This is a genomic window from Serratia sp. CY43202 (assembly GCF_052168755.1).
Lineage (GTDB): Bacteria > Pseudomonadota > Gammaproteobacteria > Enterobacterales > Enterobacteriaceae > Serratia > Serratia bockelmannii.
In genome coordinates this window covers 145,425-162,425 of sequence record NZ_JBJNMB010000007.1, presented here as the reverse complement: position 1 = coordinate 162,425, position 17,001 = coordinate 145,425, and the positions used below count along the sequence as shown (strand labels likewise).

The window sequence follows — 17,001 nt, the reverse complement described above, 5'->3', positions numbered from 1 at the left end:
GCCCTGCCGCAACGGCAATTTTGCCGCCTGGCTCACAAATCGCACCGGCGATGCCCACCCCACCCCCGGCGAGGGAAGACGACGGCATCTATAGTTAACACTCCTCCCCCTGAGAGCATAGGCTATGGATAACTACTTGATGGCGCTGGATGCAGGAACAGGCAGCATTCGCGCCGTGATCTTCGATTTGGCGGGTAACCAGATCGCGCACGGCCAGGCGGAGTGGCAACACCTGGCGGTGCCGGGCGTACCCGGCTCAATGGAGTTTGACCTCACCCGCAACTGGCAGCTGGCCTGCCAGTGCATCCGCCAGGCAATGCAACGCGCTGGATTGAGCGCTCAGGCGATCCGCGCGGTGGCCTGCTGCTCGATGCGCGAAGGCATCGTTCTGTACGATCGCAACGGCGTGCCGATCTGGGCCTGTGCCAACGTCGATGCGCGCGCCAGCCATGAGGTCAGTGAACTGAAAGAGCTGCACAACCACGGCTTCGAACGCGAGGTGTATCAATACTCCGGCCAGACGCTGGCGCTGAGCGCCATGCCGCGCCTGCTATGGCTGGCGCACCACCGCCCGGACATCTATCGCCAGGCGGCGACGCTGACCATGATCAGCGACTGGCTGGCCAACATGCTGAGCGGCGAGCTGGCGGTCGATCCTTCCAACGCCGGCACCACCGGCATGCTGGATCTGAGCAGCCGTGACTGGCGGCCGGCGCTGCTCGATATGGCCGGGCTGCGCGCCGATATTCTGTCGCCGGTGAAAGAGACCGGCAGCGTGCTGGGGTGCGTCACCGAACAGGCGGCGCAGGAAAGCGGGCTGCTGCGCGGCACCCCGGTGGTGATGGGCGGCGGCGACGTGCAGCTCGGCAGCCTGGGGCTTGGCATCGTGCGCGCCGGGCAGACGGCGGTGCTCGGCGGCACCTTCTGGCAGCAAATCGTCAACCTGCCGGAGCCGGCCATCGATCCGGAGATGAACATCCGCATCAACCCTCACGTCATTCCCGGCATGGCGCAGGCAGAATCCATCAGCTTCTTTACCGGCCTGACCATGCGCTGGTTCCGCGACGCGTTCTGCGCCGAAGAGAAACTGCTGGCGGAGCGGCTGGGCGTCGATGCCTATAGCCTGCTGGAAGAGATGGCGGCCAGAGTGCCGCCGGGCGCCTACGGCGTGATGCCCATCTTTTCCGACGCCATGCATTTCAAAACCTGGTATCACGCGGCGCCGTCGTTCATCAACATGTCTATCGATCCGGAGCGCTGCAACAAACAGACGCTGTTCCGCGCGCTGGAGGAGAATGCCGCCATCGTCTCCGCCTGCAATCTGGAGCAGATCGCCGCCTTCTCCGGCGTGCAGGCGCGCTCGCTGGTGTTCGCCGGCGGCGGTGCCAAGGGCAAACTGTGGAGTCAGATCCTCAGCGACGTCACCGGGCTGACGGTGCGGGTACCGGTGGTGAAAGAGGCCACCGCGCTGGGCTGCGCGATCGCCGCCGGCGTCGGCGCCGGGTTATACGAGTCGCTGGCCGAAACCGGCGAGCGATTGGTGCGCTGGGAGCGCGAGCATCAGCCGGACATGACCCACCACGCGCTGTATCAGGAACAGAAAGAAACCTGGCGGCGGGTCTACGCCGATCAGCTGACGCTGGTGGACAACGGCCTGACCACCTCGCTGTGGAAAGCGCCGGGGCTATAAGCGCCACGCGGCATTCGGTCATAACCTTATGCCGTTTTATTCCTTTCTCTTAGGCGCGGCGCGAGCCGCGTTTTCACTCGCCGCCGCGATTGTTTCCCTTCAGAAACAGTGTAACCACCGCAGATGGATTTATCTGCGCCTTCGGCCTGCCGTAGATTGTGACTTTGATCACGCCGCGCCCCGAGCGCGGCCTGCGCATTCACCTGAGACGAGCGGCATTATGCTGAATAATAAAGATAACTCTGCATTATCCCCGTGGCCGGCGATCTTTTCGCTGACGGTCGCCTGTTTTGTCATGGTCACCACCGAGTTCTTGCCGATCGGCCTGCTGACCAACATCGCCCCTTCACTTGGCGTCAGCACCGGCACCGCCGGGCTGATGGTCACCATGCCCGGCATCGTGGCGGCGGTGGCCGCTCCCGCATTGAGCCTGATTTCCGGCCGTCTGGATCGGCGTTTACTGATGCTGGGGCTGTCGCTGCTGCTGATGGTGTCCAACCTGGTGGCGGCGCTGGCCGTCAACTTCCCGATGATGCTGCTGGGCCGCGTGCTGCTGGGCATCTGCGTCGGCGGTTTCTGGTCGTTCGCCGCCAACTACGGCCGCCATCTGGTGCCGGAAGCCAGCCAGGGCCGCGCCACCGCGCTGATCCTCAGCGGCATCTCGGTCGGCGCGGTGTGCGGCGTGCCGGCCGGGGCGCTGATCGGCGATCTGTTCGGCTGGCGCGCCGCCTTCTTCGGCGGTGCGGCATTGGCGGTCGGCGTGCTGTTGGCGCAGCTGCGTTTGCTGACCTCGGTACCACCGTCCCGGCCGGTCACACCGCGCGATCTGATACTGCCGCTGCGCCTGCCGATGGCGCGCATCGGCCTGATCGCCATCGTGCTGTTGTTCATCGGCCACTTCGCCGCCTACACCTACCTGCGGCCCCTGCTGCAGCAGGTGTTCGTCCTCAGCCCATCGGCTATCTCACTGCAGCTGTTGGCCTATGGCGCCATCGGCCTGCTGGGCACCTTCCTCGGCGAGCGTCTGGGGGAATACAGCCTGCGCGCCACCTTCATACTGATCGCCGCCATGCTGGCGGGCATTTTGATCGTTTCGCCGCTGCTCAGCGGCCTCGCCGGCGCCACGCTGATGGTGCTGGTATGGGGGCTGGCCTTTGGCGCCGTGCCGGTCTGCGCCACCAACTGGATGTTCGCCGCCGTGCCGCAGGCGCCGGAAGCCGGCCAGGCGCTGTTGGTGTGCGTCATCCAGATCGCGCTGGCTTCCGGCGCCCTGCTGGGCGGCGAGGTGGTGGACTGGCAGGGCGTCAGCAGCGCCATGCTGTTTGGCGGTGCGCTGATCCTTTCCGCCACGCTGGTATTCGGCCTCAGCTTGCGCTCCGGCGCGATTGGCGCTAAACAGTGTTAATCATTATCTATCTGCAGAAACATGCCCCGGCCGTCGCCGGGGCATGGCGTTGAGAACCTATGGACCATCATTTGCTCGCTATCCGGGTATTTAACCGCGTGGTGGAAACCGGCGGCTTTACCCGCGCCGCCGAGTCGCTGGGCATGCCGAAAGCGACGGTCACCAAGCTGATCCAGAATCTGGAGGATCACCTGCAGACCAAGCTGTTCCAGCGCACCACCCGCAGCGTGTCGGTCACCCGCGAAGGTGAATGCTATTACCAGAATACGGTGAAATGGCTGGCGGATTTGGAGCAGATGGAAGGCTGCCTGACCGAATCGCAAAGCTCTCCGCAGGGCGTGCTGCGTATCGACACCGGCGGTGGCACCGCACGTCGCTTACTGCTGCCGGCACTGCCCGACTTTCTGGCACGCTATCCGCAGATACAGATCGATCTGAGCGTCGGCGACCGCGTGATCGATCTGATCAGCGACAGCACCGACTGCGTGATCCGCAGCGGTCCGTTGGCCGACTCCAGCCTGATCGCCCGGCGCCTGTTCGATTTGGACTGGGTCAGCTGCGCCACCCCAGCCTACCTGGCGCTTCACGGTACGCCGCGCCACCCGTGCGATCTGGAACAGGGTTTTCCGATGGTGCACTATCGCCACCCGCTTAACGACCGCATCCACCCGCAGCGCTATGCCGAACACGGCAAAGAGATCGCCATTCAACAGCGTTCCCCGGTCAGCATCAATGAAGGCAACGCGCTGCTGGCGGCGAGCCTGGCCGGATTGGGCATCATCCAGATCTATCGGTTTATGGCGCAGCCGCACCTCGACAGCGGCGAGCTGGTCAGTCTGCTGCACGATTGGCAGCCGCCGCCGGAGCAAATGTACGTGGTCTACCCGTCCAATCGCCACCTCAGCGGCAAGCTGCGGGCGTTTATCGACTGGGCGGTGGAGACGTTTGACAACGGCAAGATGAGCCGCACGTTGTAGCCGCACGCAGTGTGGTATTATTTGCCGCATAGTGATTCACGACGGACAACCACCATGGCCTATATCCCCAAAAACTATGCGAAGCTGGAAACCGGCTACCGCGAAAAAGCGCTGAAACTGTTCCCCTGGATGTGCGGGCGCTGCTCACGCGAATTCGTCTATTCCAACCTGCGCGAACTGACGGTGCACCATATCGATCACGATCACAGCAACAACCCCGAAGACGGCAGCAACTGGGAAATGCTGTGCCTGTATTGTCACGACCACGAGCACTCGAAATACACCGAGGCCGATCAATACGGTTCAACGGTGGTGGCCGGTGAAGACGCTCAGAAAGATATCGGCGTCGCCACCCACAACCCGTTCGCCAACCTGAAGGCGATGATGAAGAAATAATGTCGGCAACAGCTTAATAGGCCACTAACTTATTAAGCTGTTAAATTAATAAAACCCACCTTCGCATCGCCACTTCCCAGAGAATTCCTACTTACCCACCCGGCCGATTCACCGCAAAATAAGCTGCGCAGTTAACAACATACTGGCTTGGCAAGCCGCCGCAGTTGGTGCATATTGTTCGCGAGTTGTTCTTGTTAACCTGTTTGATTATCAACCTAATAAGCACATTAACTTAATAAGTTATCAGCTTAATAACTTGAGAGATGGCAGCATGATTGTCCTGATTGGCTCGCAAAAAGGCGGCGTCGGCAAGTCGACGAAAGCGGTGAACATCGCCGGGTATCTGATTCTTAAGCAAGGCAAAACGGCGATCATCGTCGATGCCGACGACCAGAAGTCGATCATGACCTGGTACAACGACCGTCAGAACGTCGAGGGGCTGCCGCACATTCCGGTGGTGGCCGCGTCGGGTAAAATCAAGGAAACGCTGCTGGAGCTCGATCGCCATTACGACTACGTGATCGTCGACACCGCCGGCCGCGACAGCGCCGAACTGCGCTCCGGCCTGCTGGCCGCCGATCTGTTCCTCTCGCCGCTGCGCCCTTCGCAGATGGATCTCGACACCATTGGCTATCTGTCGGAGATGTTCTCCACCGCGCAGGAATACAACGAGAAGGTCAAAGGCTACATCGTATTGAACATGTGCCCGACCAATATCTTTATTAATGAAGCCAACGAAGCGGCGCAGGTGCTGAGTGAATACCCGGAGTTCACCCTGGTGAGCAATCGCCTGTGCGACCGCAAGATTTACCGCGACGCCTGGGGTGAAGCCATCACCGTGCACGAGGCGAACAACGAAAAGGCGCAGAGCGAAATTGAATGCCTGGTGAAAGAGGTGATCCTGTGAAAAAACGCACCCCCACCCACCGCATGTCGGAAGACGAATTCATCAACAGCGCCACCTCGCACACGCTGCCGGTCGCGGCGCCCGCGCCAGAAGCCAAACCGGCCGGCCGCAAGCGCACCTATAAGGCGATCTCCGTCAGCCTGACGGACAACCACATTGAGGCTATCGATGAAGTGATCGTGCAGGCGGCGCGCAACGGCATCGTGCGCATCACCCGTTCCGACATCATCAAACTGGCGATCGACGGATTGGCGGAGAAAAGCGAAGCGCAACTGCTGGAACTGCTGAAAAAGCTCTGACCGCACGGCCCGCCGGCTGGCCAAACCGGCGGCTGCCGTTACACCGACGAGAACTCGCGTGGGAACGGCATAGTACGATAGGTTTTGCCGGTGGCCTTATGCAGCGCGCTGGCTATCGCCGGGGCGACCACCGCAGTCGATACTTCCCCGCATCCCTGCGGTGCACGCGCGCTATCGAGCACCACGACCTCCACCTTGGGCATTTCGGCGATCGCGAGCAGCGGATAGCGATCGAAATTCCCTTCCACCACGCCGCCCCGTTCAAAATGCAGCTCGCTGTGCAGACAGGTGGTCAGCGCAAAGCCGATGCCGCCCTCTACGTTGGCACGCACCAGGTTCGGGTTTATCACCTTGCCACAGTCAATCGCACATACCGCGCGCAGCACCCGTAGTCGCCCCCCCTGGATGGCGATTTCAACCACCAAACCGACGTAGGTGGTGAAAGCGTTATTGCGGCCGACCCAAATATTGCACGCCATACCGCGATAAACGCCCGACGGCGGTTCATGCTGCCAACCGGCCGCCGCCGCGGTGGCGTCCAGGACGCGCAACGCTTCCGGGCTGTCTTGCAACAGATGCCGCCGATACGAATATTCGTCCCGGTTGGCCTTATGGCTGAGTTCGCTGATAAAGCTTTCCAAAAAGAACAGACTGGCGACGCTGCCGACACCGCGCAGATAGCTCAGGGAGATCGGCTGTTCGACGATGCCGGCCTCCACCTTCAGGTGTGGGATGCGATACGGCGTGCTGTAAACGCACTCCACCATACTTTCATCCCATCCCCCGGCCTCGTTGACCGTTTCGCGCCGCATTTGCCAGAAGAGAGACTGCCCGGCATAGCGCGCCCACAGCGCCTGCGGGTAGCCGTTTTCATCCAACAGCGCCCGATAATGGCTGATGCAGGCCGGACGATAGTATTCATGCCGCATGTCGATCTCGCGCGGATAGATCACTTTGACCGGTTTCCCCACCGCCCGGGAGGCGGCGGTAGCATGCATCACGGCATCCGGCAGATATTTGCGCCCAAAGCTGCCTCCCAGATAGGTCGTATTCACCACCACATCCGTCGGCTTCAGCCCGAACATTTTCGCCAGAACGTTGCGCACCATGTCCTGCCCCTGGAAAGGGCCCCAGGTTTCGATACGGCCCTCGCCGTAATGGCTGGTGGCATTGCATGGCTCCAGGGTGGCGTGCGCCACATAAGGTGCGCTGTAACGCGCCTCATGCAAGCGCGAACCTGATTCAGCGCCACGAATCAACGCCGACGCCTCGCCGCGATCGACCGCCGGCACCAGCGTATCGCCATCCAGCATCGCCAGATTCTCTGCCGCAATCGCGCTATCGGTCAGCGCTTTTCCTGTGCCCGGCAGCCAGTCGACCTCCAGCAAATCCGCCGCCTTTTTGGCCTGCCAGTAGCTCGCCGCCACCACGATCACCGTATTGAGCGACATATCGTGATCCAATCCGACCATGTTGTTCATCGACCACTGCCGGGTCAGCACCAGATCCACCACGCCCGGCATGGCCCGAATCTGCCGTTCATTGCGCACGGCGACCAGCTTTCCGCTGAGATCGGGCACCATCCAGGGAACGCCAATCAGCATCTCCGGCAAGTCGATATCGATACCGTAAATCGCACTGCCGTCCACTTTCTCCGGCGTATCAACCCGCAACAGCGGCTTGCCAATGACACTCTCTCGCTCTTGCGCCTCACTCTTTAAACCAGGCTGCGGATCCAACGGCAGCTCGGCGGCATAGCGCACCAGATCGCCGTAGGCGACCTTGCGCTGTCCGCCTTTCTCAAGCACCCAGCCTTTCTCCGTGCGGCACTGCGCCGGTGAAAGCGCGAAATGTTTTGCGCCGGCCCGCAGAAAAAAATCTCTCGCCTGTGCGCCGGCCAGCCGGGCACGCTGATAAAATTTGGTCATGGAGGTTGAGGCGGCGACAAACTGTGCGAAAGCCTCGCCCCCGGCAACCTGACGGTAAGCGTCACGGCCGGTGACGAATTTCACCGTCACCTGCGCCCAATCGGCATCCATCTCCGCCGCCACCACTTCGGCCAGGCCGGTGTAAATCCCCTGCCCGACCTCACATTGCGACACGCCGATAACGATGCGCCCATCGCGATCGATCCAGATCCAATCGTTCAATTCATGCTGACCGTCCGGTGGCGCCACGTCCTGTGAAACCACGGCCGCCAGGCTGCGCGTCGATATCGGCAGCAGCATGGCGGCCACTGCCAACGCGCTGCCTTTTATCAAGGTTCTGCGGGTGATCGCCATACTCAAGATCCTCCCTTGTCCGCGGCGCGGTGCACCGCCGCACGGATCCGGTGGTAGGTGGCGCAGCGGCACAGATTGGTCAGGCCCGTATCTATCTGCCGATCGTCCGGCCTCGGGTGTTCCGCCAGCAGCGCGCTGACCGCCATGATCATGCCTGATTGGCAGTAGCCGCACTGCGGCACATCCTCCGCAATCCAGGCCTGCTGCACCGGATGACGGCGATCGAGGGACAGCCCTTCGATGGTGGTCACCTGCCGATCGCGCACCAATTGCAGCGGATAGCAACATGAACGCACTGCCTTACCGTCGACATGTACCGTACAGGCGCCACAGGCGCCAATACCGCAGCCGAACTTGGTGCCGGTTAACTTAAAATGTTCTCGGATCACCCACAGCAGCGGCGTATCCGGCTCGCCGTTAAATTCGACCGCCTGGCCGTTCAAATTGAACTTCATGCCATCCTCTCTTGGATCAATGCTTCACCCGACGTTTCACCCACGCCCCAATGACGATCAATACCAGCAATACGCCGCCCCAGAACACATAAGGCAATGACGTAATCAACAACGGTTTTTCACCGCCCGCCCGCTGCCGAGCCACTTGCTCCGGCGTTATCCTGACCGCCGGATTGCCGAATTGCTGCAATACGTAATTGCCCAACTCGGCCAGTTGCCGGTCATCCAGGCTATCGGCGAACCCCGGCATCCAGGTCTGCAGCGTCTCCCCCTGGCGCTGCACGCCATGCAGCATCACCATGATCAGGTTATTGGCCTGCTCGCTGCCTACGGTGGAGTTGTGCGTCAAAGAAGGGAAATGGCCGTCGTAAGCCCCCTCGCCGCCCAGGCGATGGCAGCTGGCGCAGGCAGCGGCATACAGCGCCTGCCCAGGAGGGTCGCCTTGGCCACCTCCCTGATAGTGATAGGCCGCTTTCGTTCCTTGTACGGTGACGATCGGCGGCGTTTGTTTAAGCCAATCGGCGATAGCGTCGAGATCGTCGTCACTCAGGAAACGCAGGCTATGCTCCACCGCCTCCGCCATGCCGCCGGCCGCCTGGGCTTTGTCATTGCGCCCGGTACGCAGATACTGCACCAATTCTTCCCGGCTCCAGCCGCCGATGCCGCTCACGGGATCCGAGGTGATATTCGGCGCGATCCAACCGCCTGCCTCCCCGCCCGCTAGGTAGCGATCGTCGCGTTCAGCCATCATCCCATTACGTGGGCTGTGACACGCCGAGCAATGCCCCAACACATCCACCAGATAGCGACCACGCGCCTTCTTCTCGTCTGCATCGACGGGCGTTTTTTTCAGAAACAGCCAGTTCCAGCCGTGGATCGCATAACGCCAGGAAAAAGGGAACCTCAGTTGGGTCTCAGGCACCGCACGATCGACCGGTGCGACCCCGGCCATAAAATAGCGATACAACGCGTGCAGATCGTCATCGCTCAACCCCCGATAAGCGGTATAGGGCATGGCGGGATACAAGGGTTGACCGTCCCGCCGAATGCCCTGCGTTAAGGCGCGGCGAAACTCCGGTTCACTGTAGTCGCCAATGCCGGTTCCTTTGGCGGGCGTGATATTACTGGCGATGATGTCGCCCATCGGCGAAGCGATGGCATAACCGCCGACATAGGGGGCGTCCTGTTGGGCGCTGCCGCGGTGACAAGCCGCGCAATCTGCGGCGGTAGCCAGGTATTTTCCCCGTGCGATGACCTGTTGGTCATTCTGGCTGGCGAAGACCGAGCAGGAGAAGATCCCCAACGCGATAACGCACCGCTGTTGTGCTCTCCGCCAGCGGCCGTTCACGCTTCACCTTCCGGCTTCATCGCCCCCGCTCGCTCCTCCGCCAACAGCGCAAACTCGTCCGGCAACAGATTGTCCTGTTCGAGCATCGCTATCGCGTTATGTTTGATGCCAAACAATACGCGGTAAAAAGCCTCCAGATCGTCGGCCGAAATACCGCTAAGCAGCTTTTGCCGCGCCTGTTGGCTGGAATGATCCAACTGCGCCAGCATCTCCTGCCCGGCCTCGGTCATTCTCACGCCTTTGGCGCGCTTATCTTCGGACAGAGCATCGCGAGCGATAAGCCGATTTTTTTCCAGAAACAGCAGCGCGCGCGACATCGTCGAGACTTCGGCGTTCAAATGCTGCGAAACGTCTTTCAATGTGCAGCCCTCCCCCAAGTCGGCAATCGCACTTAACGCCAGCCAGTGCGGACGCGTCAGATTGGTCATTTTCACCGACTGGTCCATCGCCGTGCGCCACAGGCGATTGGTCACATCCAGATGGATGCCCAGCGCAGCAGGGAGTTTACGTGGTTGTGGCATATCGGATTGCTCTCGATTATTTATTTGCTTGTGCAAACAAATAGTAGATCGAACATGAGAACAGGATCAAGCAGATGAGGGAAAATAAAGTAAAAACGAGTTAATACATTTGGTTAGTTCGTATCGCACGGCATACACTCCCCCACGACGGGGAGCGATAAGAAAAATTCAGTTCCCCGCCACCTCGCACCGGTAGTCCTGAATTTCACCGGCCGAGCCCAGGCTGAGATCGGTCAACTTCAAACGGTTTGCCAACAGCAGCATCTCGCCCTGCGGGCTGACCGCCAGCGCCAGGCCGTAATTGCCGATGCTGTCGCCCTGCTCGACCACGTAGTTTTGCAACAAGCGGAAAGGATCTTCCTGGGTTAAATCGGTGCCCGCCAATTTTCTGGCCAGATAGTGATGGCCGACTAATTTCACCGCCAGCGGCCGCCACTGTTGATCTAATTGCTCCGCCTGTTCCCCCAGCGCGTTATAGACATCCTGGCGCAAGCAGGCAACGTGAATATGTAGCTGATTTTGAGAGCGGCCATATTTCGAATTGACCGCCAGAGAAACCCATGCGTCTTTTAACGGTTTACCCAGCTCGCCGGATATATGTTCCCTATTATTCCAGGCCAGGGAGAAATAAGGCGGCGTCCGATCCGCTTGCAATATCGGGCTCTCGATGCCGCTGACCTTTTCGGTCGGCATCACCAGATCGTGATAGGGGCCTTTGCTGTCCTTAAACAGCACATAATCCTCGGTTAAATCAACCTTTAAGCAGGGCGCCGGATCGTGGTTCTGCTGCTGATTGGGCACGCACTGTTGGCTGACGATTTGCCACAGCGCATTCGGATTGCCGCGCCCGAAGAACCACCACAGCACCGCCGCCAGCAGCAAAATGACAAGCAAAATAATTAATAGTCTGAAAAGTCTTTTCATCGCGACGCCCTGTTTATCTATTCCATACCGAAAGGAGCGCCAGCATAAACCAAGGCTCTGGCATCGACCAGAATATTATCCTTAATGTCACCTTTCATTGACGTCTTGTTAGCAATGGATAATTAAAAATAAGCCTCCACCTGAGTAATTTAAGGTAAATGAATACCGCAGGTTGAATATGAGTGTGATATAAGCAGCCGGGACTCTCTTTATATAAGGAACCGATAAGATGCCAACGATGGGCAAATCCCTCCATTACCTCGACGTAGGGTCGGGCTTTCCGTTGCTGCTGGGCCACAGCTATCTGTTCGATCTGAATATGTGGGCGCCGCAGTTTGAAGCGCTGGCTAAACGCTACCGCCTGATCGTGCCGGATCTCTGGGGCCACGGCGATTCACCGGCGCTGCCGCCCGGGCGAAATAGCCTGTCGGATATCGCCGCCGACCATTTGGCGCTGATGGATCGTTTGGATATCGAAGAGTTCGGCATCGTGGGCCTGTCCGTCGGCGGCATGTGGGGCGCCGAACTGGCGGCGCTGGCGCCGGAGCGGGTGAAAGTGCTGGCGCTGCTGGACAGCTACCTGGGTGACGAAACCCCAGAAGCGCGGCAGCGCTATATGGGCATGCTGGCCGCCGTGGAGCAGGCCGGCGCCATCGCGTCGCCCCTGCTGGAACATGTCGCGTCGCTGTTTTATTCCGATGATGTCCCCGATGCCTTATTGCAATCGCTGTTGTGTCAGCTCCAGAACCTGCCTGCCGATCGCCTGCGCGAGAGCATCGTACCGCTGGGCCGGATGATCTTTGGCCGCCCCGACAAGCTGGCGCTGCTGGAACACATCTCCGCCGCCAGCATCGTCATTACCGGCGCACAGGATAAGCCGCGCCCACCGGCAGAGGGCCAGCGCATGGCGGATCTTCTCGGCTGCCAACATGTGCTGATCCCCAACGCCGGGCATATCAGCAACAAGGAAAACCCGGCGGCGGTCAACGAAACGCTGCTGGCATTTCTGGCTGAAAACACCACGCCGCTGTTCTGGTAAGATTCTCCGGGCCGCCAGGCCCGGCGAGTCATTCCGTACGCCGCATAAATCCGTGTCGGCTCAGTATGCCCTGCCCTTGTTCGCTCAAGATAAATGCGGCCAACCGCTGCGCACCGTAATCCAACAGGCATAAACCATAATCCGCCTCGATATCCAACGGTGGCGCCAGCGGCCGCACCGCCAACGCCGGGTAGGCCGCCAACGCCGGCGCATAGCTGCCGTAGCCGAGAAAAATATCTGCCTGCCCGCCGGCTATCAGATATTCCGCCGCCAGTCGGCCTGCCGGCACCGGGGCAGAATCTATCCCGCCGACTAACGGTAACGCCCGCCGGCGTAGCGCTTCCCCCTGCCCCGGCCAGTATTGCTCGCAGCGTTCAAAAAGCTGCAGCGCATAATCGCCGGAAGGATCCGCTCCCGGTGTCGAAGTGGCCAGCCGCCAGCGCGGATCGCACAATACCTCAGGAAGCGGACGCTCGGTTAATGCCGGCACGTTGCGAACCGTCACGCAGAGCCGATTGCGCGCAAAAACCTGCACCGCCCCCGCTATCCCGAGATCCGCCAACCTTTGCGGGTGCGCCACGTTGGCCGAGGCGAACAGCTGTGGCCGCTCGCCGTTCTCTATCCGTTGGCGCAACAACCCCGCCGGGCCGAATTCCGCCGAAACCTTTTGCCCGGTGTCGCGCTGAAATGCCGACAGCAGCGGCGTAAACGCCAGCCGCAGGCTGCCGGCGGCAAACAGCAGGATATCACTCATCATGTCGCTCCAATTGGCTGCGATACAGCGGCACCAGCGTCGCGTAGCGGCGGCCCGCCACCGTCAGCGGCACCCGTTCGATCGCCAGGCCGAACAAGGGTGACAGGGAATGTGCCGTTAACACCTCGCGGCAGGCACCGAGCCGGCTGCGCCCTTCCTTGCCCAGCAGCAAAGCCCGATCCGCCACCGCATGTGCATGGTTGGGCTGATGCGTGGAGAACACCACCGCCAACTGCTGTTCCCGCGCCAGGCGCGCCATCAGGCTCAATACCCGATCCTGGTAATGCAGATCCAGCGCCGAAGTCGGTTCATCCAGAATCAACACCTCGCAGCGCATCGCCAATGCGCGGGCGATCATCACCAACTGGCGTTGGCCGCCGGATAGGCTGCCAAACTCACGCTCTGCCAGGTGCTTTAAATCCAACGACTGCAACGCTTCTCTGGCCAGCCGATGATCCTTGGCTGACGGTGAACGGAACAGGCCAACATGGCGTGCTCGCCCCATCAACACGATATCCAGCACCCGATAGGCAAACGGCGGCGAAAAGTGCTGCGGGACAAAGCCTATCTCGCCGCGGCGCTCAATCTCGCCGGATTGCGGCGTCAGGCTGCCTAACAGCAGCTGCAGCAGCGTGCTTTTACCGCGCCCATTCGGGCCCAATACCGCCAGCACTTCACCGCGCCGCAGCTGAATATCCAGGTGTTGGAACAGCGGGGGCCCGCCAGGCCAGGCAAAACTCACGCCCTTGGCGGCCAATAACGTGTCAGTCATGCCAGCCTCTCACTTGCGCGCGGCGCAGCAGCAGTGCGAACAATGGCGCGCCAATCAGCGCAGTCAAAATGCCCAGCGGGATTTCGCTGCTGCTCAACGTGCGCGCCAAATCGTCGATCAACAGCATGTACAGGGCGCCCAGGCAAAGCGAAGCCGGCAACAGGCGCCGGTGATCCGGCCCCACCAGTCGTCTTGCGACGTGCGGGATCACCAAGCCGACCCACCCGATGCTGCCGCTGACCGCCACCTGAGCGGCCACGATGGCGGCACACAGCGTCAGTATCAGCCAGCGGGTACGCTCAACGTTGATGCCGAGCGCACCGGCATCTTCATCGCCTAACGACAGCAGATTGATGCGCCAGCGCAGCGCCAGCAGCAGACCGCCGGCCAACAGTAAAGGTAAAAACAGCATCAGCAGCTTTTGCCGATCGGCGGTGGCAAAGCTGCCGAGCAGCCAAAACACGATGCTCGGCAGCTTCTCTTCGGTATCCGCCAGATATTGCATCAGGCTAACGCAGGCGGAGAAAAAACCGCTGAGGATCACCCCCGCCAGTACCAACGAGAGAATATTGCGCCGTGCAATGACGCTGGTGAGGGTGAAAATCAACAGCAGTGCCGCCATGCCGAAAACAAAAGCCGACAGCAGCAGCGCCGCCAACGGCAGGCTGAGCAGGATAGCCAGCGTACCGCCAAAGGCCGCGCCGGAAGACACGCCGATAATATGCGGATCGACCAGCGGATTGCGAAAGACGCCTTGCAAAGCCGCGCCACACAGGGCCAGCGCCGCGCCGGCGCCCATCGCCAACAGCACCCGCGGCAAGCGCACCCCCAGGATCACCTGGCGTTGGACAGCATCGATGCCGGCATAATGCTGCCCGGTGAGCGGCTCCAGCAAAATCATCAGGCTGTGCGTAATCGGCACCTGAAAGCGGCCAACGCCGAGCGAAAACAGCGCGCAGCAAAGCGTCAGCAGCGCCAGCCAACCCAGCTTCATTGCCCGCTCTGGCAACAGGTGGCGCGGTAATAGCGTTGATAGTAAGTATCGACCCGCTGCTGCAGATGGATATCGGCAAAACGCTGCGGGTAAAGTTTTTTCGCCATCCACAACTCACCCAACGCCATCGCCTCCGGCATCGGATATCCCCAGGCCTTGGCGTACTCCGGCATCAGGTAGACCCGCTTATTCTTCACCGCGTCAATCGGCTGCCACTGCGGTGACGTCAGGATCTGTTTCACCACGTCCGGGTAGCGTTCTTGCACGAAAATCACCGCCGGATCCCACTTCAGGACATCCTCGATAGAAACCTGTTTAAACCCCTGGATCTCTTTCGCCGCCACGTTGAGCGCACCCGCGTGCCGCATCATCAACCCGGTATATTTGCCGGCACCGTAGGTGGTGAGATCGGGGTTGGCCATATACACCCGCACCCGCCGATCGTCCGGCAGCGTGCCCAGCCGTTCGGCGACCAGGGCACGCTGCTGAGTGACGTCCTTAATCAGCGCTTCGGCCTGAGGCTGACGCTCCATCACCTCGCCAATCAGCCGAATACCGTCCTGCAGCCCCAGCGTATAGGCCCGATCTTCATCGCTCAGTTGAGGGTTCATTTTGCCCGCCTGATCGGCCGCCTCGCGGCGCAGCGAGATAGCCACCACCGGAATGCCCACCCGTTCGATCTGTGCAATCATTTCCGGCGGCGCATAGTTGGCCACAAACACCACCTGTGGATGCAGGCCGAGCAGGCTTTCAATATTCACCGAAGTCAGATCGCCCGGCATCGGCAGGGTTGCCAGCGTCGGTGCCAGCCGCAGGTAGTTTGGCCCCAGCTGCTTTTTCCAACTGCTAAGCACGCCGACCACCTGCGGCATCGCATCAAGCTGCACCAATAGGTTCAGCGTCTGGTGTTGCAGCACCACGGCACGGGTAATGTGATCGGGCAGCGTGACCTGACGGTTGAGCTGATCGGTGACCTGGCGATCCGCCAGGGCGGCGGTAGAGAACAACGCGAGCGCCAGCATCAGGCGCGGGAGAAAGTTAAACATGGCAGTGACCGGTTGATTATCGTTATATATCTAATAATATAGCGATGAGCATGGCGAAACAATCAGCGAGATCAAACCCTATGCCATGTATGCAGGAAGAAAAACGAGGAGATAACGATGGGAAAGAAGCGGATCCGCCGGAACGCCGGCAGATCCTGAAAACCAGAACGAGCGCGTGAAAAGCGCTTATTGGCCGATAGACGTCAGGCCCTGGCGGATCCCTTCGTCAGCCTGCTGGCACCACGCCTGCAGACCCTGTGGCGCTTCCTTCTCCAACGCGACCACTTTGCCGTCGTCGTTCAGCACATTGCCTTCACGGCCCATCGCTTCACGCTTGTCGCCATCGCGGGTATCAACGCCGCCCGGAATAGCCGCCACGTAGGCCACCATTTTCTTGGCGTTGTCGATGCTCTCCGCTTTCAGGAAACCTTTATCGACGCAGTAGGACATCAGCCCGGCGGTATTACGCGTGATGTCATAGACGTTCTTCAACGCGGCAGGATCCATCCCTTCGGCATTGGCGGTGTTAAACAGGCCCAGAGTCGCGGCAATCATGCCGGTCAGAATGCTCTTTTTCATTGTTATCTCGTTTTAATAATGAAGTAGTTAATTTTTAATTATTCACAAAAAAATGTGAATACCGCTACGATATAACGGCGGCCTAGATTAACACAACACTAACGCGTTAATAACTGTGGTTAAGTTAGCGCCTAATAAAATAAAAACGCATGGTGGGGTTATTACCTCCTCCCGGCGTCAGTTTTTTACGTTCGACATTGACCGCGCTCAATTCAAATTTAAAATAGTCTCATCATGGAATTATTCGTAACGAAATCGTTGGCCCGCGGTCAATCACGTTCCGCACTTTGCCAACCCGCCCCGGCGTGGCATAGCCTGTTAAGACGCGCCATGCCATAGTGGAAGGGGATTCGCTTGAACCCTTCCGTCCGGCCGCCGCAATGCGACGATAAAACCCTTCTCGATATCACGATGAATTTATATCTTTATCCGGCGGTGCTTATTGCGTACCGCTTGGGCATCTTTGAGTTTATTGCTCAGCCCCCCGCAGCCTGGCCAATATATGCACTCAGGCCAATCTGGAAAGACGCCCAGCGGAAACGTTGGCCATGGCGCTATTGGCATTGAAATTGATCGCCAGAGACGGCGATACATTCTCTCTCTAGCCGGAAGC

The 17,001-nt window shown here is 60.1% G+C and carries 17 protein-coding genes; 7 read left to right on the top strand and 10 right to left on the bottom strand.

Annotation, left to right across the window (positions count from 1 at the left end; genetic code table 11):
• The first annotated feature begins 124 nt into the window (after positions 1–124).
• The 6 genes from lsrK to ACJ8J5_RS16085 all read left to right on the top strand — a co-directional run bounded on the left by lsrK (position 125) and on the right by ACJ8J5_RS16085 (position 5,674).
• Complete coding sequence (gene lsrK, locus ACJ8J5_RS16110) at positions 125–1,690, top strand: autoinducer-2 kinase (protein WP_169540391.1); 1,566 nt, start codon at positions 125–127, stop codon at positions 1,688–1,690.
• A gap of 220 nt (positions 1,691–1,910) precedes the next feature.
• Positions 1,911–3,095 (top strand): MFS transporter, encoded by a 1,185-nt coding sequence (locus ACJ8J5_RS16105; protein ID WP_313256845.1) that lies wholly within the window; start codon positions 1,911–1,913, stop codon positions 3,093–3,095.
• A gap of 59 nt (positions 3,096–3,154) precedes the next feature.
• Entirely contained in the window at positions 3,155–4,072 is a 918-nt protein-coding gene (locus ACJ8J5_RS16100) for a LysR family transcriptional regulator (RefSeq protein ID WP_043136865.1), read from the top strand.
• A gap of 54 nt (positions 4,073–4,126) precedes the next feature.
• Positions 4,127–4,468: an HNH nuclease YajD gene (gene yajD, locus ACJ8J5_RS16095; protein WP_414104886.1), complete on the top strand. Its 342-nt coding sequence runs from the start codon at positions 4,127–4,129 to the stop codon at positions 4,466–4,468.
• Positions 4,469–4,739: 271 nt separating this feature from the next.
• Positions 4,740–5,375 carry an AAA family ATPase gene (locus ACJ8J5_RS16090; protein WP_025301991.1) on the top strand — a complete coding sequence of 212 codons (636 nt, stop codon included), beginning with the start codon at positions 4,740–4,742 and terminating at the stop codon, positions 5,373–5,375.
• Complete coding sequence (locus ACJ8J5_RS16085; protein ID WP_025301990.1) at positions 5,372–5,674, top strand: hypothetical protein; 303 nt, start codon at positions 5,372–5,374, stop codon at positions 5,672–5,674. The genes ACJ8J5_RS16090 and ACJ8J5_RS16085 overlap by 4 nt, the downstream gene beginning before the upstream one ends.
• A gap of 38 nt (positions 5,675–5,712) precedes the next feature.
• On the opposite strand, the gene ACJ8J5_RS16080 is transcribed toward ACJ8J5_RS16085, so the two are convergent.
• The 5 genes from ACJ8J5_RS16080 to ACJ8J5_RS16060 all read right to left on the bottom strand — a co-directional run bounded on the left by ACJ8J5_RS16080 (position 5,713) and on the right by ACJ8J5_RS16060 (position 11,204).
• Positions 5,713–7,956, bottom strand: a complete 2,244-nt coding sequence (locus ACJ8J5_RS16080) for a xanthine dehydrogenase family protein molybdopterin-binding subunit (RefSeq protein WP_173889633.1) — start codon at positions 7,954–7,956, stop codon at positions 5,713–5,715.
• Between the two features lie 2 nt (positions 7,957–7,958).
• On the bottom strand, positions 7,959–8,411 hold the full coding sequence (locus tag ACJ8J5_RS16075) for a (2Fe-2S)-binding protein (protein WP_060432653.1): 453 nt from the start codon (positions 8,409–8,411) through the stop codon (positions 7,959–7,961).
• Between the two features lie 16 nt (positions 8,412–8,427).
• The gene (locus tag ACJ8J5_RS16070; RefSeq protein WP_334273653.1) at positions 8,428–9,759 is read right to left on the bottom strand and encodes a c-type cytochrome; all 1,332 of its coding nucleotides are present in this window, start codon (positions 9,757–9,759) and stop codon (positions 8,428–8,430) included.
• Positions 9,756–10,280 (bottom strand): MarR family winged helix-turn-helix transcriptional regulator, encoded by a 525-nt coding sequence (locus ACJ8J5_RS16065; RefSeq protein WP_049208938.1) that lies wholly within the window; start codon positions 10,278–10,280, stop codon positions 9,756–9,758. Before ACJ8J5_RS16065 ends, ACJ8J5_RS16070 begins: the two co-directional genes overlap by 4 nt.
• A gap of 168 nt (positions 10,281–10,448) precedes the next feature.
• The gene (locus tag ACJ8J5_RS16060; protein WP_334273651.1) at positions 10,449–11,204 is read right to left on the bottom strand and encodes a CDP-diacylglycerol diphosphatase; all 756 of its coding nucleotides are present in this window, start codon (positions 11,202–11,204) and stop codon (positions 10,449–10,451) included.
• Between the two features lie 238 nt (positions 11,205–11,442).
• On the opposite strand from ACJ8J5_RS16060, the gene ACJ8J5_RS16055 reads away from it, so the two are divergent.
• Positions 11,443–12,243: an alpha/beta fold hydrolase gene (locus ACJ8J5_RS16055; RefSeq protein ID WP_149570890.1), complete on the top strand. Its 801-nt coding sequence runs from the start codon at positions 11,443–11,445 to the stop codon at positions 12,241–12,243.
• A gap of 28 nt (positions 12,244–12,271) precedes the next feature.
• Here ACJ8J5_RS16055 and ACJ8J5_RS16050 read toward each other — a convergent pair whose 3' ends face one another.
• The 5 genes from ACJ8J5_RS16050 to ACJ8J5_RS16030 all read right to left on the bottom strand — a co-directional run bounded on the left by ACJ8J5_RS16050 (position 12,272) and on the right by ACJ8J5_RS16030 (position 16,388).
• Positions 12,272–12,997, bottom strand: coding sequence for a substrate-binding domain-containing protein (locus ACJ8J5_RS16050; RefSeq protein WP_334273684.1), 726 nt, complete (start codon positions 12,995–12,997; stop codon positions 12,272–12,274).
• Positions 12,990–13,769, bottom strand: coding sequence for an ABC transporter ATP-binding protein (locus tag ACJ8J5_RS16045; RefSeq protein WP_342095587.1), 780 nt, complete (start codon positions 13,767–13,769; stop codon positions 12,990–12,992). Before ACJ8J5_RS16045 ends, ACJ8J5_RS16050 begins: the two co-directional genes overlap by 8 nt.
• Positions 13,762–14,763 (bottom strand): FecCD family ABC transporter permease, encoded by a 1,002-nt coding sequence (locus tag ACJ8J5_RS16040; RefSeq protein WP_049208942.1) that lies wholly within the window; start codon positions 14,761–14,763, stop codon positions 13,762–13,764. The genes ACJ8J5_RS16045 and ACJ8J5_RS16040 overlap by 8 nt, the downstream gene beginning before the upstream one ends.
• Positions 14,760–15,809, bottom strand: coding sequence for an ABC transporter substrate-binding protein (locus tag ACJ8J5_RS16035; RefSeq protein WP_025301980.1), 1,050 nt, complete (start codon positions 15,807–15,809; stop codon positions 14,760–14,762). The genes ACJ8J5_RS16040 and ACJ8J5_RS16035 overlap by 4 nt, the downstream gene beginning before the upstream one ends.
• A 186-nt stretch (positions 15,810–15,995) precedes the next feature.
• A complete protein-coding gene (locus tag ACJ8J5_RS16030) occupies positions 15,996–16,388 on the bottom strand; it encodes a hypothetical protein (protein ID WP_025301979.1) in 393 nt (130 codons plus the stop codon).
• Positions 16,389–17,001 lie beyond the last annotated feature (613 nt).

Excerpts from the sequence above, each read along its gene's own strand:
- ACJ8J5_RS16080 (WP_173889633.1), bottom strand. The coding sequence starts at position 7,956 with ATGGCGATCACCCGCAGAACCTTGATAAAAGGCAGCGCGTTGGCAGTG.
- yajD (WP_414104886.1), top strand. The coding sequence starts at position 4,127 with ATGGCCTATATCCCCAAAAACTATGCGAAGCTGGAAACCGGCTACCGC.
- ACJ8J5_RS16100 (WP_043136865.1), top strand. The coding sequence starts at position 3,155 with ATGGACCATCATTTGCTCGCTATCCGGGTATTTAACCGCGTGGTGGAA.
- ACJ8J5_RS16045 (WP_342095587.1), bottom strand. The coding sequence starts at position 13,769 with ATGACTGACACGTTATTGGCCGCCAAGGGCGTGAGTTTTGCCTGGCCT.
- ACJ8J5_RS16105 (WP_313256845.1), top strand. The coding sequence starts at position 1,911 with ATGCTGAATAATAAAGATAACTCTGCATTATCCCCGTGGCCGGCGATC.
- ACJ8J5_RS16035 (WP_025301980.1), bottom strand. The coding sequence starts at position 15,809 with ATGTTTAACTTTCTCCCGCGCCTGATGCTGGCGCTCGCGTTGTTCTCT.
- ACJ8J5_RS16050 (WP_334273684.1), bottom strand. The coding sequence starts at position 12,997 with ATGAGTGATATCCTGCTGTTTGCCGCCGGCAGCCTGCGGCTGGCGTTT.
- ACJ8J5_RS16065 (WP_049208938.1), bottom strand. The coding sequence starts at position 10,280 with ATGCCACAACCACGTAAACTCCCTGCTGCGCTGGGCATCCATCTGGAT.
- ACJ8J5_RS16090 (WP_025301991.1), top strand. The coding sequence starts at position 4,740 with ATGATTGTCCTGATTGGCTCGCAAAAAGGCGGCGTCGGCAAGTCGACG.
- ACJ8J5_RS16030 (WP_025301979.1), bottom strand. The coding sequence starts at position 16,388 with ATGAAAAAGAGCATTCTGACCGGCATGATTGCCGCGACTCTGGGCCTG.
- ACJ8J5_RS16055 (WP_149570890.1), top strand. The coding sequence starts at position 11,443 with ATGGGCAAATCCCTCCATTACCTCGACGTAGGGTCGGGCTTTCCGTTG.
- ACJ8J5_RS16040 (WP_049208942.1), bottom strand. The coding sequence starts at position 14,763 with ATGAAGCTGGGTTGGCTGGCGCTGCTGACGCTTTGCTGCGCGCTGTTT.
- lsrK (WP_169540391.1), top strand. The coding sequence starts at position 125 with ATGGATAACTACTTGATGGCGCTGGATGCAGGAACAGGCAGCATTCGC.
- ACJ8J5_RS16060 (WP_334273651.1), bottom strand. The coding sequence starts at position 11,204 with ATGAAAAGACTTTTCAGACTATTAATTATTTTGCTTGTCATTTTGCTG.
- ACJ8J5_RS16075 (WP_060432653.1), bottom strand. The coding sequence starts at position 8,411 with ATGAAGTTCAATTTGAACGGCCAGGCGGTCGAATTTAACGGCGAGCCG.